This is a genomic window from Acinetobacter celticus, assembly GCF_001707755.1.
Taxonomy (GTDB): domain Bacteria; phylum Pseudomonadota; class Gammaproteobacteria; order Pseudomonadales; family Moraxellaceae; genus Acinetobacter; species Acinetobacter celticus.
On sequence record NZ_MBDL01000010.1, the window covers coordinates 33522 to 49821 of the forward strand.

Annotated in this window: 12 protein-coding genes and 1 pseudogene; 3 read left to right on the forward strand and 10 right to left on the reverse strand. The window is 38.1% G+C overall.

From position 1 onward, the window contains the following. Positions 1-280: 280 nt before the first annotated feature. Both BBP83_RS09170 and BBP83_RS09175 read left to right on the forward strand, forming a co-directional pair. Entirely contained in the window at positions 281-1609 is a 1329-nt protein-coding gene (locus BBP83_RS09170) for an MFS transporter (RefSeq protein WP_068887744.1), read from the forward strand. Positions 1610-1613: 4 nt separating this feature from the next. Then, positions 1614-3083, forward strand: a complete 1470-nt coding sequence (locus BBP83_RS09175) for an aldehyde dehydrogenase family protein (RefSeq protein WP_068887746.1) — start codon at positions 1614-1616, stop codon at positions 3081-3083. Positions 3084-3819: 736 nt separating this feature from the next. Here BBP83_RS09175 and BBP83_RS09180 read toward each other — a convergent pair. The 10 genes and pseudogenes from BBP83_RS09180 to BBP83_RS09225 form a co-directional block, all read right to left on the reverse strand. Further along, entirely contained in the window at positions 3820-5223 is a 1404-nt protein-coding gene (locus BBP83_RS09180; protein WP_068887748.1) for an amidase, read from the reverse strand. Positions 5224-5268: 45 nt separating this feature from the next. Further along, entirely contained in the window at positions 5269-6477 is a 1209-nt protein-coding gene (locus BBP83_RS09185) for an alpha-hydroxy-acid oxidizing protein (RefSeq protein ID WP_245669731.1), read from the reverse strand. Positions 6478-6529: 52 nt separating this feature from the next. Next, entirely contained in the window at positions 6530-8218 is a 1689-nt protein-coding gene (gene dld, locus BBP83_RS09190; protein ID WP_068887750.1) for a D-lactate dehydrogenase, read from the reverse strand. Positions 8219-8259: 41 nt separating this feature from the next. Further along, a complete protein-coding gene (gene mdlC / locus BBP83_RS09195) occupies positions 8260-9843 on the reverse strand; it encodes a benzoylformate decarboxylase (protein WP_068887753.1) in 1584 nt (527 codons plus the stop codon). A gap of 383 nt (positions 9844-10226) precedes the next feature. Continuing rightward, complete coding sequence (locus BBP83_RS09200; RefSeq protein ID WP_068887755.1) at positions 10227-10979, reverse strand: glucose 1-dehydrogenase; 753 nt, start codon at positions 10977-10979, stop codon at positions 10227-10229. A gap of 46 nt (positions 10980-11025) precedes the next feature. Then, entirely contained in the window at positions 11026-12654 is a 1629-nt protein-coding gene (gene actP, locus BBP83_RS09205) for a cation/acetate symporter ActP (protein WP_415502423.1), read from the reverse strand. A 16-nt stretch (positions 12655-12670) separates the two neighbouring features. Beyond that, positions 12671-12982, reverse strand: coding sequence for a DUF485 domain-containing protein (locus tag BBP83_RS09210; RefSeq protein WP_068887760.1), 312 nt, complete (start codon positions 12980-12982; stop codon positions 12671-12673). A 23-nt stretch (positions 12983-13005) separates the two neighbouring features. Continuing rightward, positions 13006-13362 (reverse strand): annotated as a pseudogene (locus BBP83_RS09215) (AMP-binding enzyme); the annotation flags it as partial. Beyond that, positions 13313-13594 (reverse strand): protein kinase family protein, encoded by a 282-nt coding sequence (locus BBP83_RS15280; protein ID WP_068887770.1) that lies wholly within the window; start codon positions 13592-13594, stop codon positions 13313-13315. The gene BBP83_RS15280 and the pseudogene BBP83_RS09215, both read right to left, overlap by 50 nt. A 495-nt stretch (positions 13595-14089) precedes the next feature. Next, the gene (locus tag BBP83_RS09225; protein WP_068887772.1) at positions 14090-15232 is read right to left on the reverse strand and encodes an acyl-CoA dehydrogenase family protein; all 1143 of its coding nucleotides are present in this window, start codon (positions 15230-15232) and stop codon (positions 14090-14092) included. 251 nt (positions 15233-15483) lie between these two features. Here BBP83_RS09225 and BBP83_RS09230 point away from each other — a divergent pair, with 251 nt between their 5' ends. Further along, positions 15484-16182 carry a DUF1826 domain-containing protein gene (locus BBP83_RS09230; RefSeq protein ID WP_068887774.1) on the forward strand — a complete coding sequence of 233 codons (699 nt, stop codon included), beginning with the start codon at positions 15484-15486 and terminating at the stop codon, positions 16180-16182. Positions 16183-16300: the final 118 nt, after the last annotated feature.

A 16300-nucleotide genomic window follows, 5' to 3' on the forward strand; every position in this document is an offset into this window, starting at 1 on the left:
AAACCATTTTGCTCTTTTATCGAAAAATTAGGGGTTTATCTCACGTCAATAATGCATTTAACACTATAGATAATAACTATATTTAATCATATTTTTTATTAATTTGATCTATAAGTTTAATCCCCATAAGATGATTCATGAAAATTAGTACATATGATTGTTAAGTAAAATCTATTCAGATGAGGATGTCTGAAAGAGAATAATTAGTAAATTAAAATTGATTATGTTTCATCTCGATGAATTTTAAATCATTTTTAATTTTATGCGAAGGACGGACGCGATGCAAAAAATTAATGCTGCAACCCTAATTGATAAGGCTCCCTTAAATAAACATCATAAAATTTTGGTGTTTTGGTGTGCCATTGTTATGTTATTTGATGGTTATGATCTGGTCATTTATGGCTCAGTTTTGCCTCATTTGATGAAAGAATGGCAACTGACGCCACAAACTGCTGGGCTATTAGGTGCGGCTTCCCTCATGGGGATGATGCTAGGTGCAGTAACACTTGGCATGGCTGCCGATAAGTTTGGTCGCAAAAATATCATTATTGCTTGTACCATTCTATCGAGTCTTGCTGTTGCTATGAATGGCTTTGCTCAAGACACAACAACCTTTTTCATCTGTCGTTTATTAACAGGCATCGGTTTAGGTGGAGCAGTGCCTAATTTAGTCACCATTATTAAAGAAATGGCCCCTGGTACTCATCGTAACCGTTTAATTAATTTAGTATTAGCATTTTATGGGGTTGGTGCGATCATTTCAGGTCTAGCAGGCTTATTCCTTATCCCTACTTTTGGTTGGCAAGCCACCTTTTGGGTTGCGGGGATCTGTATTCTTCTTATTCCTTTAATGTATAAAACCTTCCCAGAGTCAATTAGTTATCTAATTCAGAAAAACCAACAATCCGAAGTGGTTAAAACTCTAAAAAAATTCAATCCAGCACATCAACATCAACCTGCCATGCATTATGTGGTTGAAACCACAGCATCTAAACAAAAAATTCCTGTGGTTGGTTTATTTACCGAAAATAAAGCAATAGGCACCTTATTAATCTGGTCTGGTTTTGCCATGGTCATGTTGATGGTCTACGGTCTGAATACGTGGTTGCCAAAACTGATGAATGTTGGCGGATATTCTTTAGGTTCAAGCATCACGTTCCTTGTGACTTTAAATGTTGGCGCGATTATAGGAACATTGATTTTTGGTGTACTGGCTGATAAATGGGGTGCGAAATCAACACTCATCTTCGGTTACTTACTTTCTGCGGCATCAATTAGTTGCTTAGGTTTCCACCCACCTACGCTTGTACTTAGTGCATTATTAATGATTGCAGGTGGAGCAACTGTCGGCTCAATGTCAGTCATTCATACTTTAGCTGCCGATTTTTATCCAGCAAACATTCGCTCAACTGGCGTCAGTTTTTCTGCAGCGATGGGACGTTTTGGAGCAATTTCTGGCCCTTTATTTGGCGGTTATCTTTTGGCTATTAACCTGCCATTTCAACAAAACTTTATCCTCTTTGCAATTCCAGGCCTGATTGGTGCAATTGCAATCGGACTATTTACTCAAAAAAAAATTGTAGCAACAACACAAATGGTTAAAGGATAAAAATATGACTATTCAAGCAAAAGCAATTGAACAAATCTGGCAAGAGCATATTTTTCAGGGTAGCTGGGTAAAAAGCGAAAATCCATCATTTAATATTATTAACCCTGCTACAGGTACAACCATTTCTTCTGTACCTTTCGCTTCGGTGAACAATGTGAATTCTTCTGTTGAAATTGCAACTCAAGCACAACAGTCATGGAAAAATACCACTTTTGAAACCCGTGCCAAAATCTTGCGAAAAGCAGCACAATTATTTGAACAAAACATTCAAACCTTTATTGAATGGAATGTACAAGAATGTGGTTCTACCCTCTTAAAAGCGGGTTGGGAAGCCAATGCCTGTATTGAACAGTTGTATATGGCAGCCTCTATGCCAATGGCCTCTTCTGGTGAAATTTTCCCATCCTCTATTCCAAACCGTACCAATGTTTGGCAACGTGTGCCATTGGGTGTAGTCAGTGTTATTTCTCCATGGAATTTCCCACTCTTACTTTCAATTCGCTCTATTGCTCCAGCTTTAGCAATGGGAAATAGTGTGATTTTAAAACCTTCCGAGTTTAGTAATATTACAGGTGGTGCCTTGTTGGCATGGCTATTTGAAATGGCGGAATTACCTGAAGGAACTTTTCAAGTACTCAGCGGTGAAAGTCAGATTGGTGAAGCATTAGTCAACCACCCTCAAGTCAATATGATTTCCTTTACGGGCTCAACAGGTGTAGGCAAGAAAATTGCCGAAGCATGTGCCAAGCAATTGAAAAAATGTGCATTAGAACTCGGCGGTAATAATGCCATCATTATCTGTGAAGATGCTGATCTTGATACAGCTGTGAATAATGCAGTTTGGGGAACTTTCCTTCATCAGGGTCAAATTTGTATGCAAACTGGACGCCATTTGGTTCATCGCAGTATTGCAGATGCATATATTCAAAAATTAAAAGAAAAAGCATTAGCACTTAATGTCGGCGATCCATCCGCACCTGATACCCATTTAGGCCCATTAATTAATGCCGCCCAACACCAAAAAGTCAGTAACTTGGTAGAAGCAGCAGTCAATAATGGCGCAATATTAGAATGTGGTGGTAAAGGTGAAAACTTATTTTTCCATCCGACTGTCATAACAAATATCAGTAAAGATGATCCCATTTTTACTGATGAAATTTTTGGACCAGTGGCACCTGTACTCATTTTTGATGATATTGCTGATGCAATTGAAATTGTTAATTCATCTAAATATGGACTGGCAGTGGCAATTCATACGGCGCGTACGGCATGGGCATTTGAATTGGCCAAAAAAATTAAGAGTGGCATGGTTCATATTAATGATCAGACTGTTAATAATGAATATCATGTCCCTTTTGGTGGTATGGGCGAATCAGGTTATGGTGGACGCTTTGGTGGCCCAGCAAACTTTGATGAGTTTAGCCAACGCCAATGGGTCAGCATCTTAGATAAAGGTATTCAATATCCATTATAAATAATGGTATTTAGACCCAATAAAAGAAAACCCCAGTTCAAAAAACTGGGGTTTTCAAATTTTAAATAGATAATAATCAATTTCTTAGTATTAAGAAAACCAATACCGCAAACTATATATGGCTATTGATATTTTTAAATAATAAATACAAATTAAGCACAATCAAATGCATATATTATAAATTCGTTAAATATATTTGTATTATATAGGAAGAAATTCCGCAAATAGTGATGCCACGATAGCCTGAAAAACACTGGTAGACTCAAAATAAAATTGACGAACTGAACACCGTATAGGTAAAACCATTTAAAAAAATGGCTTAACTAGCAATTGAATTTAAGTTGAATATAAAAGTCGTTATATCAAACAAATAAGTAAAAAATAAACCCAAAAAATATCTCTAAAGTTAAGTAATCTGAGTTTTACGTCAAAAAGCTATTTTTTCTTAATTATAAAGGCTGTTTTTAGAGCCTAAAAAATCATGATTTAATGCAGATCATCAGGAAAAATGAATACTATTTAGTCGATATATTGTTTTTGTTTCATGACTTAAAAGTAAATTTTTTATCCGAAATGTGCGGTTAAGAAAGCATACTTTACCTAGAAATACGGTGTACTTCATAAACTCAAATTATTAGAACAACCGAATACTTAAGCGGTGATTTGAGTTTATGAAAATGCTCTATCTATCTTTTATGCAATAAAGCTGTTTTAAACACGGTCTTCATCATGAATTTTATAGGTCTGATATAGTCGGTTGAAAGGTATGCCAATCTGTTACTTTTTGGAAGTCTCCCCCCGCACGTACCAATAAAGCTTCTTGAAAATATGGGGCAACAAATTGAAAGCCAATTGGTGCCCCTTCTTGCGTAAAGCCACCCGGCAAAGTAATGGTCGGATGACCTGTTAAATTAAACGCTGTGGTATAACGAACAATCCCTTCAAATAAATTTTTGTCTTCACTAAATTTGTCTGATAAGTTAGTAAGGGATGCTGAAAAAGCAGATACGGGCATGAGGACTAAGTCAACCTGATCAAAGACGGCAGTGATCTTATGTTTAAAATCACGTCTGAATTGAAGTAGTTTCAAATATTCTGTCGCTAAAATTTTCTGCCCCATCTCAATAAACCCAGAAAAACTTGGCCCATACTGATCTTTAAATTGCTGATAATGTTGCTCATGTACTACGGCAGTTTCTACGGCACATAATGGTGCCCAGTTAATTGCAGCCGGTGTCGTATCAGGCATATTCATTTCAATCAGTTCTGCACCTAAAGATTTAACTGTTTCAATAACTTGTCGCATAACACGCTGAGTATCAGCATCGGCTTTAGCAAATATAAAATCATACTCAATGCCAATTTTTAAACCTTTGATCCCTTTCGCCATTTCTTTAAGATAGTTAGGAACAACTTGTTCAAATGTAGTCACATCATTGCGGTCTTGACCTGCAATCAGTTGTAATAATACCGCAGCATCCGCAACACTTCTCGCCATTGGGCCAACATGATCAAGTGAACTAGCAAATTCAAAGACACCCGCACGGCTTACGCACCCCCATGTAGGTTTAATACCTGTCAAATTATTGGCCGCGCATGGAAAGCGGATAGAACCCCCTGTATCTGTGCCAAGCGAACCAAAACATAACCCTGCTGCAAGTGCAACTGCCGAACCATTCGAAGATGAACCTGCCCATAGATGTTCCCCCCATGGATTTAGAGGAACAATAATATTCGGATGTGGGTCGGAAAATGCGGCCTCAGTGAGTTTTAATTTACCTATAATGATTGCCCCAGCATCAAGTAATTTATTCACAACAGTTGCATTGCTTGTGGGCATAACAGGATCAATCGTCATTCCATTTGTCGTAGGAACGCCTTTCATATCAAAGAGGTCTTTTAATGCAAGAGGTACACCATGTATAGGACTACGGATATTTCCTTGACTAATTTCCAGATCTGCTTGTTGTGCCGCATCTAAGGCTTGTTGTTTTAATACCGTGACATAACTCAGTAACTTTTTATCCAGTTTTTCAATACGCTGTATTAAACGTAGTGTCACCTCCACAGAAGAAATTTCTTGACGATGAATCTTCTCAGCAATATCTAATAAACTCATGTAAAAGATATCTTGTTCCATATTTTACTTCCCTGAAATCATGAAAATTATCTAGACATAGCCCATTTAAATACTTTGCTCATGAGTCAAATAATGCGTACTTAATTGTTTCACTGCTGGACAACCAATTTGTGCCAAAGTTCGGTCTATATCTTGTTTAAGGAGTTGTACCACTTCATCAACCCCTGCCTCACCTTTTGCAGCCAGACCATATAACGTTGCTCGTCCTAAGCACACCATATTTGCCCCTAAACACAAAGCTTTGACAATATCTGAACCTCGTCTAAAACCACTATCAATGAGTATTGAAGAGTGAGTGCTTGCAACCACATCATGCAATGTTTCCATTGGTGAAATACTACAATCTAATTGCCGACCACCATGGTTTGATAGAATCACGCCATCGGCACCACATTGAATTGCTTTCAACGCATCTTCAGGACGAACAATACCTTTGACCAATAGTGTATGAGGCCATATTTCTCTAATTTTTTTTAGACTTTCACTATTGAAACTGGCATCCATCTGCCGACTCATTAGCGCGGCTTGCACTTCAAGACTATTAATCTCTGATGTTACGAAATTTGCCAATTGCGGTTTAGCGTTACAAATAAACCGCCATGACCAAGCTGGATGTAGCATGCCATCTAACACTAAGCGTGGTGAAAAACGTAATGGTAGCGCAAATGCATTGCGAATATCCCGCTCTCGATAACCATTCACGCCAACATCTAATGTAATCACTAAAGTGGTATAGCCTGCTTTAAGCGCCCGTTGCGCCATTTGTTCTGCCAATGCCTGATGCACCACATACAGTTGAAACCATTTTTCTCCATCACAACTTTTGGCAACCTCTTCAATTGACATATTCGAAGCAGTAGATAACATAAACGGAATATTGGCCTTGGCTGCACTTTTAGCAAGTAAGGCATCTCCGTTAGGCCATAAAGAACTATTTAACCCTGTTGGTGCAATGGCAAATGGTGCATCCCATATTTTATTAAATAACTGACACGAAATATCACGCTGACTTACATCCACCAAACGCTGAGGCTTAAAGCGCCACTGATCAAATACCGTTCGGTTATGTTGTAAACCTTTTTCGTCTTCAGCCCCCCCATCCAGATAATCAAAAATAATCCGTGGCAAATTGGCTTTTGCTAATTGGCGATAATCTTCTACATTGATCAATGGATGAGACTCAAAAATAATCCGTGGCAAATTGGCTTTTGCTAATTGGCGATAATCTTCTACATTGATCAATGGATGAGACAAGGCATTTTCCTTTTTTTTAATTTTTAACTTACAAATTTTTCAAATTCAAAAATTACTGCCAATGTTTACATTTACTGGTTTTGCCAATTCCAGGGTTGAAAGTATTGGTTGGATCTAATTGTTTTAAATGTGCCTGATAGTCTGAAGATGCCTGATAAAGATGTCCCACATTATGTTCTGCAGGATATTTCGCACCGCGCTGTTCCAAATACGCGAGGACGTCATCCTTAAACTGATGAGCATCGATACCATCTTTCAGCAAATAATCTTGATGAGATACAAAACAAAAAAAGTGTCCACAGCAACTTTCCATCATCACCTGCTGTTTTAAATGTTCAGGTAAATCAATCAACCATTGCGCATCATTTCTTCGAAAGGCGACATCAAAAGATACCAAGCGTGTATTAGGATCAATATTTTTACTTTCACAATAGTAAATAATGCATCCGCCTACGGCAAAACGAATGAGAAATGCATTTTTTTCTTCTTTTTTGGTACATTGAAAAAACTGCTCGGTCTGACCTGCAAAAAAATCTGTTAAGAGTTTTTTTAGTTCATCATTCTGTGGCATATCAATTTTAAGCATGAGCAGATGCGGATAGGTCTGATGAAAATTTTGTAGTCGTGGTTCAATCCATGAGGGTGCAAGACGATTAAACAACTGAATACAACGGTCTGCTATATTATTTGGGACAAGAGGTATACATTTAAAAAAACGATCAATTTTTGCTTTAAGCCCAAAAAGTGCAGGAATTTTTTCTGCACCCCAAATATCAATTGCTTTATACATATGTTTGGCATAGTGCTGGGTCAGCTCAAACGCATTTTTATGAATGTATTCTGCTTGACTTGGAAGCACCGATAAGTGCTCTAACAAATATTTACGCAACTGAATTAACTTGGTTTCATCATGACTGCCAATTAAATATGTCGTTGCTTCAACTGCTGCTTCAAAAGTGGGCAACCGTACAGCGAAGACAGCTAATTTTCCTGAACAACCTGCACTTTCATGCAAATACTCTGGGTTTCCGTTATATCTGGTCGGCGTCGGTGAAGTTGTATCTCGTAAAGTATCTGCATAATTTTCGGCCCAAATTTTTCCATTCCACGCGTCACTCTGACCTGTACGATAATGCTGTTGCTCTAAATTTTGGAAAATTTCTTCAGGCGTTTCACCTAAATTAATCCCTAAATGATTAACCAATTGCAGTTCGCCCTGTGCATTTATTTGAGCAAATAAGGATTTTTCTGTATAGGCCGGGCCACGACGAATTAACGAGCCCCCTGAATTATTACAAATTCCACCAATCACAGATGCACCAATACATGATGAACCAATAACAGAATGTGGTTCACGCTGATAAGGCTTTAAAGCAATTTCCAATTCAGTCAGGGTTGTGCCTGGAAATGCCAACACTTGATTGGCATCATCTAGTAATTGTAATCCTTTAAGTTTTAATGTACTGACCACGACAACATCACGGTCATAATCATTGGAGTCAGGTGTTGAACCACCTGTCACACCTGTATTGGCCGCCTGTAGAATCATGATGACATCATGTTTGACACATAATTCTAAAGTTTTCCACAACTCCAATAACGTCTTAGGAATAATCACTGCAACCGCCTCACCTTTCCCAACCCGAAAGCCTTTGACATAAGGTGCTTTATCGGTCTCCTTGCTCAGTACTTGTGCCGAACTCAAAGCTTGAGACAATTCATTGATGATCTGATGTTGCATAATTATTTTCCTCACTTTATTTTCAATGATGTACTGCACACTTACTTTAAGTCAGCCGTTATAACCTCAATCAATGTTGGCTTATCTAAATCTAGTGCCTGATTAAAGGCTTCAATAAATGCACCATCATTATTTACACTACATGCCTCTACACCATAGCCTTTTGCAATTTGCGTAAAATCAATATCTGGCACATCCATACCTGGTACATTTTCTGCATTGAGTACACCTGCAAACCAACGTAATGCACCATATGTTCCATTTTTTAAAATAATGAAGATGACAGGAATTTTATACTGGGCTGCCGTCCATAATGCAGTAATACTATAATTAGCTGAACCATCACCAATAACAGCCACAACACGACGTTCAGGTCGCGCCAATTGAATTCCAACAGCAGCCGGCATACCAAAACCTAACCCACCTGCTGCTGCAAAATAGTAGCTCCCTTGCCCTTTCAAGCTTAAACGTTCCCACAAAATATTCGTGGTTGATGTCGATTCATTGGTATAAATGACATCTTCAGGTGCCAAAAGATTGAGCAGATCAAACAAGCGTTCAGGTTTAATATATCCATCAGCACTGGATTCGGCTAATGCCAATTCTTTACGAGGCATTACAGCTATAGACTTAGCTTCAACTACCTCACTCAAACGCGCCAAAGTATCATCTAAATCACAGACAAAACTTGTTCCCATCGCAGCACGAGCAGCCTCATGCAGATCACAAGTGAACGCCATTAATTCGGTGTTTTCACCTAAATACTGCCCCGGTTCGTATTGGTGATAACGGAACACAGGCGCACCGAAAACAAGCACCAAACTATAATCTTCAAAAATTTTAGAAATACCCGCAATACTTGCAGGAAGAATTCCTTGAAATGCTACATGTGTCGTTGGAAATGGACAACGTGGAGAAGATGGTGCCACCCACACAGGTACATTTAAAGCTTCAGCAAATTTAATTGCATTTTCATTAGCACATTGACGATCTACATCTGTACCCAATACTAATGCAACGTTTTTAGCTGACTTGATTTTTTCTTGTATTAAAGCCAGATCTTTCGCCGATAGGCATTGAGAACTGACCACTTGCTTATGTAGTAAATGCTCATTTTGGTCATCTACCTCAACATCCCAATCACTATAAGGAATAGAAACATAAACAGGGCCTGCTGCTTCTGCTTTGGAAATATCAATAGCACGATGAATCGCATGAGGGACTTCATTAGCACTAGCAGGTTCATGACTCCATTTTACCAATGGTTTTGGCAATTGGGCTGCTTCAATGTTAGTCAGTAAAGCTTCTACACCCATCATGGCACGGGTTTGTTGACCAGATGTAATGACTAAAGGGGTATGCGAATTCCATGCATTACTCAGAGCACCCATTGCATTTCCAGTTCCGGCTGCAGAATGCAGATTCACAAAAGCAGGGTGACCCGTTGCCTGTGCATAACCATCTGCAATACCAACCACTGCACCTTCATGCAAGCCGAGAATATATTGAAAATCACTTGGAAAATTCTTTAAGAAAGGCAATTCATTTGAGCCAGGATTACCAAAAATAGTTTGAATATTATTTTTTCTTAAAATTTCATAGGTATATTGATGAACCGTTTTCACAATAAGTCCTTTTCCATGTGATTACTTGAAATTAATCATAGACCCTTGTTAAATATAGCTCAAATAAATATTACTAATGATTGTTTATAGATATAAACTATAATATATAACTTACATAAAGACTAAAAGTTAAAACCTCCTTAAGCTATTAGGATTCAAGCGATACTTAAATATAAAGTTTATTTAATTCAGTAAATTAATTCAGAGATGCTACAGCTCGATATCGTGAATCTGCGAAATTGTATTCACGATGCCGAGTATTATTTCAAGAGCATGGTACTGCACTTTAAAATGGTAATCTAAATATTGCACAAGTCTTAGCAAGTAGCACATTTGAGTTTGGCTATCTCGCTATTTTTTATACAACAAAGGTCAACAAACTACTAAACAGTCCTTCCACCATCGACTGGAAATTCCACACCGGTAATAAACGATGCTTGGTCAGACACTAAATAAAGTGCCGCATTGGCTACATCATCCGCTTCTACAAAACGCCCCATTGGAATTGTCGCAATAAACTTAGCTCTATTTTCAGGCGTATCAGGGACACCCATGGCAGCTTCAAGTATGCCTGTTGCACCTAATGTCGGACAAATTGCATTGACTCGAATATTCCAAGGCGCTAATTCTACCGCCATTGATTTTGACAACATATTCACTGCACCTTTAGAACCGTTATACCACATCAAACCTGGTCTAGGACGGATGCCTGCGACAGATCCAATGTTGAGTATCACACCACTTTTTTGTTCACGCATCATAGGAATAACGGCATGTGAAAAATTGAAAATTGACTTTACATTGACTCTAAAGACATGGTCAAAAGTTGCCTCATCCACCTCAAGCATTGGTTTATTTTGATGAGTCACGCCAGCATTATTTACCAATATATCCACTTGACCCAATTGCGTGCTGACTTGTTGCACAACAGTTTGTACCGTATCAAAATCGCCGACATCAACTTGAATCGCAATAGCGGAATCACCAATCTCTCTTGCAACACGCTCTGCTGACTGCAAATTAAGATCTAGAATGGCGACTTTTGCGCCTTGCTTAGCAAATTGTTTTGCAATGGCTTCACCGAAACCAGAACCTGCGCCTGTAACGATGGCAACTTTATCCTTTAGATTTAACATGCTTACTCCTTGTCGCTATGATTTTAAATAATTGAAATAACAACAGTTAATGTACAGGTACTTTTTCTAAATCTGCTTGTCTAGCACCTAATTCAGAACGAACAACTTGTTGTTCAAAGCCAGCTCTATCTATTGCAGCACGCTCACTATGATCCGTTAAGGAAACAACACAACTTACGATAAATGCCAAAGGCATGGAAAATAATGCAGGGTTGTCATATGGGAAAATGGCCTGAGCATAGCCTAAAACACCAACCCACACCGTTGGTGAGAGCACAACGAGAACAATTGCAGAAATAATGCCTGTAAATCCGCCCCATAATGCCCCTCTCGTGGTGAGATCTTTCCAATACATCGCTAAAAACAGCACAGGAAAATTAGCAGATGCCGCAATACCAAAAGTCAGCCCCATTAAAAAGGTAATATTCATTTTTTCAAATAAAATACCGCAAGCTATAGCAATCACACCAAGGCCAATCACCGCCACTCTTGAAATATTCATCTCTTGTTTTTCAGTCGCTTGCCCTTTTTTAATCACTTTCTGAAAAAGGTCATGAGAAATTGCCGATGCACCTGCCAGCGTTAAGCCTGCAACCACAGCAAGAATCGTGGCGAAAGCCACCGCAGAGAGAAAACCTAATAAAAGATTGCCGCCTAAAGCGCCAGCCAGATGAATAGCAACCATATTTGAGCCACCAATTAATTCTCCACCTAATTTTCCATCCACATAAAAATTTGGATTAGTGCCAATAATTGAAATGGCAGCAAAACCAAGGATACAAACTAAAATAAAGAAATAACCGATATATCCCGAAGCATAAAAGACCGATTTACGCGCCTCTTGAGCATTCGAAACAGTAAAGAAACGCATTAAAATATGAGGTAAGCCCGCTAAGCCAAAAATTAAAGCGAGTGAAGTTGATAATGCATTAATTGGATTAGAAAGCATCGAGCCAGGTTCCAAGACCTTTTGCCCTAAATGATGATTTTTTACAGCGGCAGCAACTAAATTATCGAAACTAAAGCCAAAATATCTTAAACACAAAAATGTCAGTACCGTACCGCCAAACAATAATAAAATTGCTTTAACAATCTGAATCCAAGTAGTTGCCAACATGCCACCGAACATGACATAAACCAGCATAAGACAACCGACTAAAACCACAGCAACAGTATAATCAATCCCAAATAACAGTTTGATCAATTGTCCTGCACCGACCATTTGTAATAATAGATAGCAACACACCACGATTAATGAACCACAGGTTGCTAAAACACGGGTTTTTGCAGGTTCTAAACGATAGGAAACAATATCTGCAAAAGTATATTTTCCTAAATTTCGCAGTCGCTCAGCCATTAAAAAAGTTAAGATTGGCCAACAGACAAAAAAGCCTGTGACATAAATAAAACCATCATAACCTTTAAAAAAGACCATGCTTGAAGCACCAAGCAAAGTAGAGGCAGACATATAATCACCAGCAATAGCTAAACCATTTTGCTTTGCTGAAATTGAACCGCCCGCAGTATAAAAATCTTCTTTTGAATGGGTTTTTCGAGCAGCTTGCCAAGTAATCACCAAAGTAATAAAAACAATTGTGGTGAACATGCCAATTGCAGTCCAATTCAATGCCTGATGCGTTGCAGCTTGTGCATGGCTGCTAGAGACAACAATCATTGCCAAAAGTAAAAATTTATTCATATTGATACTCCTGCTTCAATTGCGCTTTTATTCGGTCAAAATGCTGATTGGTGATGTAAATATAAAGGCCTGTAATCAGCCAACTGAAAATAATAACTAATGCTGCAATTGGCATCCCAATGGTCATTACCCGATCACCCAAGGTCTGCGCAAGAAGATGTGGGTAAAAGCTAGCAACCCCTATGAATAAAAAATACATCACTAAAATACAGATACTTAACCACATGGCAAAACGATTGCGAGCCTTGACCATCTTGGTAAATTTTGTATTTTGAATAATGGCAATTTCTATATTTCCTTGCATATAAAAAATCCTTTTTTATGGTTTTATACGGCATTTAGTTGCTGAAAATAGTGCTGATATTTTTCTCTTAATTGTTTTTTACTGATTTTTCCTGTTGGAGTATGAGGGATTTCTTTCACCACAATCGTTGCAGAAGGCAATGCCCATTTATGTAAATCATTAGATAGATAAAGCAATATCTCCTCATGACTAATCGATTGATTTTCCTTCGCCACAAGAATCAATAAAGGACGCTCTCCCCATTTGGCATGCTCTACTGCAATGACTGCAGCCTCATGAACTTTGTGATATCCCATTGCCGCATTTTCTACTTCAACGCTGCTGATCCATTCACCACCTGATTTGATCATGTCTTTGGCACGATCTGTAATATGCATATAAACGATGTAAAAGATCATATTCTTGTTTACGGTCTGAACTGGCATCCACACCCGTTTCCGCATTTTTTCTTAAAACAATGTCATAATTTGCATGATTACGTTGACCCGAAATTTCCCAATTTTCCTGAATAGCTCCACCACTCAGTTTTTTAATTAGCATCGGTGAGTCAGTGATAAAATCCAACCGTTGCATTAACAGTGTTTGTAAACCTTGAACTTGAATGCCATCCATAACATATCTCCTTTTTATTTCATAAAGCAAATAATGTGCCATTAATTTTTTTATTATTTTTCAACTAGTTATAAATTAAAAATGTTTTCAATTTTGAAATTTTATTTTCATTTTTGAATATATTGATTATACACGGCTATGCATAAAGCTTGATTAACAATATTTTCCTAAAATAAATCAGTCTTCACCCCCAATACCTTCCTCACCATAAATGGGCTTTTTTACAATTCAGTCTTAATCAAGCAAAGTGAAATATCAACACACTACCCCCTGAGGGATGTGAATCTAAATTTCTGAGCAAGACGTACAAAATCTTGTCTCACAACAGGTTTAATTAATGAAATATAATATTCTGATGTAATAAAACCTGAACCCTTTATAGTTAAAGTATTTACACTCACATTTTAACTATTAGGGTTCAGGCTTTTTGTTTAAATTAAACGATCGGACAGCAGTGGCCTAAAAGCTTTTTTTAAACGTCTGTGTTTGAAACGCCTAACGGCCTAAGATACCGCGAGCGACAATTTCTTTCATAATTTCATTTGTACCACCGTAGATTTGCTGAATCCGCGCATCGACAAAGAAACGAGAAATTGGATATTCCATCATATAGCCGTAGCCACCAAACAGTTGTAGTAGGTTGTCCGCGACTTTCATCTGCATATCCGATGAAAAACTTTTTAAGGCTGCCGCTGTTTCAACATCCAATTTGCCTTGCATATACAGCTCAACATTGCGTTCATAAAAGGCAGCTGTCGCCAGTTCATCAATTTTAGCCTGCGCCAATACAAAGCGGGTATTTTGGAACTGTCCAATTGCCTGACCAAACGCTTGGCGCTCTTTGACATACTGAGTAGCTAAATCAATTGAACCACGAATTGCGCCAATCGCTATAGATGCAATAGAGGTACGTTCACGCGGTAATTCCTGCATCAAATATGCAAAACCTTGCCCTGCCTGCCCCAGCAACTGCTCTTTTGGCACTTTGACATTGTCATAAAACAATTCTGAAGTATCTTGAGAGTGAAGACCAATCTTGTTTAAGTTGGTGCCCTTTTTAAAGCCTTCCAAATGCGTATCGACTAGCAGTAGTGAAACTCCTTTCGCACGTGCTTGCGGATCAGTTTTGGCAGCCAAAACCACTAAATCTGCATGTTGCCCATTGGAAATAAAAGTTTTAGAACCGTTCAGTAAGTAATGATCGCCCTGTAAAATGGCGTTACTGCGCATGGACTGCAAGTCTGAACCCGCACCTGGCTCAGTCATACCAATTGCGCCCACGACTTCACCACTAACCATCTTCGGCAACCAATACTGCTTTTGTTCTTCTGAACCAATGTTCAAAATATACGGCGCAGCAATTTCTGAATGGCATGAAATAGCTGTCGCTAATGCGCAAAAACCTGCACGGGCAGACTCTTCTACTAACATAAGTGAATAGTGAATTGGTACACCATAACCGCCATATTCTTCAGGTACATCTACGCAAAGAAAGCCATTTTCACCTAAAGCGTTCCACACCGAACGTGGCATAATGCCTTCATGTTCCCATTGTTCATAGTGTGGCGCAATATTCTCTTGCATAAAACGGCGAAAGTTATCTCTGAACAATTCTAAATCTGCATCGCAAGCCAACATAGTCCTTCCTTGTTGATGGGTTTTTATTGTAGATTTCACTCATCCTATTGCAGTTTAAAAACTTCGTCATTGGCAAAAACCCACAGGGTCAATAATTTCTAAATCATCCATTTTATGTACAAAATTTAATCCGAATAGCTTTTATTAGATCCACTTATTCGACAAGCTTTATTCAAAATATGGACTGAATCCTTCTCTATTTCTATCAAGCTAAGTGTATAATTAGACATAGTTTATTATTTAACCCCAATATGAAAAACACACTTTCTGACAACAATCAAATTAAAGTAGTTTCTACTTTTTCTGAACTTGTAAATTTAAATTTTCAAGGAGATAACAATGCCATTGGCTGGCATAGAAATTTGGTTGGCGATTTTAAAGAAATTGTAGATAAGCTTGAATTAAAAGAAAATATTACAGAAGTTTCCATTGAAGACCTTTTAGCACTACAGCTTTCAGAAAGCGGTCATCTAGCAAGAGAAACTATCTTAAAGGATGTGCAACTATTAACTGATTTCGGAGCATCACCTTCTCTTAATTTACTTAAAAATTATGAACGAGATGATGAACTAGATTTCATTTCAACAGATGTATATTCATATCATATTGATCGCTCACCCATCGAAACGGATACTTTTTTATGTACCTATTATGGCCCTGCAAGTGATATCTTGCCCCATAATCAGGTTGAACAAAAAGTTTTGATTCCAGAAATTAGAGGAAAACTTAAAAAATTACATGACGGCCCAGAGGCTGAATTTGAAACTTTCCTAGAAGACTATTTCTTTGACCTACATTATCAGCCTAAACCCAATACAAAACCTATGAATTTAGGTTCAGGACATCTTTGGCGGTTGGCTGTAGATCATCCAACGCAACAAGTCTTACCTTGTGTCCATAGAGCACCTACTGAAAAGGATGGTGAATATAGGTTGCTATTGATTTGTTAGCTTCTTTTGACGACAAGTTTTATCTATAAGTAAAGATCTAGCCTGTCCTTATTCGCTATAAACGCCATCTGTATAAACTGAATCAAAATAATGAGAAATTAATACTCCTAAAATCAAA

Coding starts and splice junctions, on each gene's coding strand:
- BBP83_RS09170 (WP_068887744.1), top strand. CDS start 281: ATGCAAAAAATTAATGCTGCAACCCTAATTGATAAGGCTCCCTTAAAT.
- BBP83_RS09175 (WP_068887746.1), top strand. CDS start 1,614: ATGACTATTCAAGCAAAAGCAATTGAACAAATCTGGCAAGAGCATATT.
- BBP83_RS09180 (WP_068887748.1), bottom strand. CDS start 5,223: ATGGAACAAGATATCTTTTACATGAGTTTATTAGATATTGCTGAGAAG.
- dld (WP_068887750.1), bottom strand. CDS start 8,218: ATGCAACATCAGATCATCAATGAATTGTCTCAAGCTTTGAGTTCGGCA.
- BBP83_RS09200 (WP_068887755.1), bottom strand. CDS start 10,979: ATGTTAAATCTAAAGGATAAAGTTGCCATCGTTACAGGCGCAGGTTCT.
- actP (WP_415502423.1), bottom strand. CDS start 12,654: ATGATTGTTGTCTCTAGCAGCCATGCACAAGCTGCAACGCATCAGGCA.
- BBP83_RS09210 (WP_068887760.1), bottom strand. CDS start 12,982: ATGCAAGGAAATATAGAAATTGCCATTATTCAAAATACAAAATTTACC.
- BBP83_RS15280 (WP_068887770.1), bottom strand. CDS start 13,594: ATGGATGGCATTCAAGTTCAAGGTTTACAAACACTGTTAATGCAACGG.
- BBP83_RS09225 (WP_068887772.1), bottom strand. CDS start 15,232: ATGTTGGCTTGCGATGCAGATTTAGAATTGTTCAGAGATAACTTTCGC.
- BBP83_RS09230 (WP_068887774.1), top strand. CDS start 15,484: ATGAAAAACACACTTTCTGACAACAATCAAATTAAAGTAGTTTCTACT.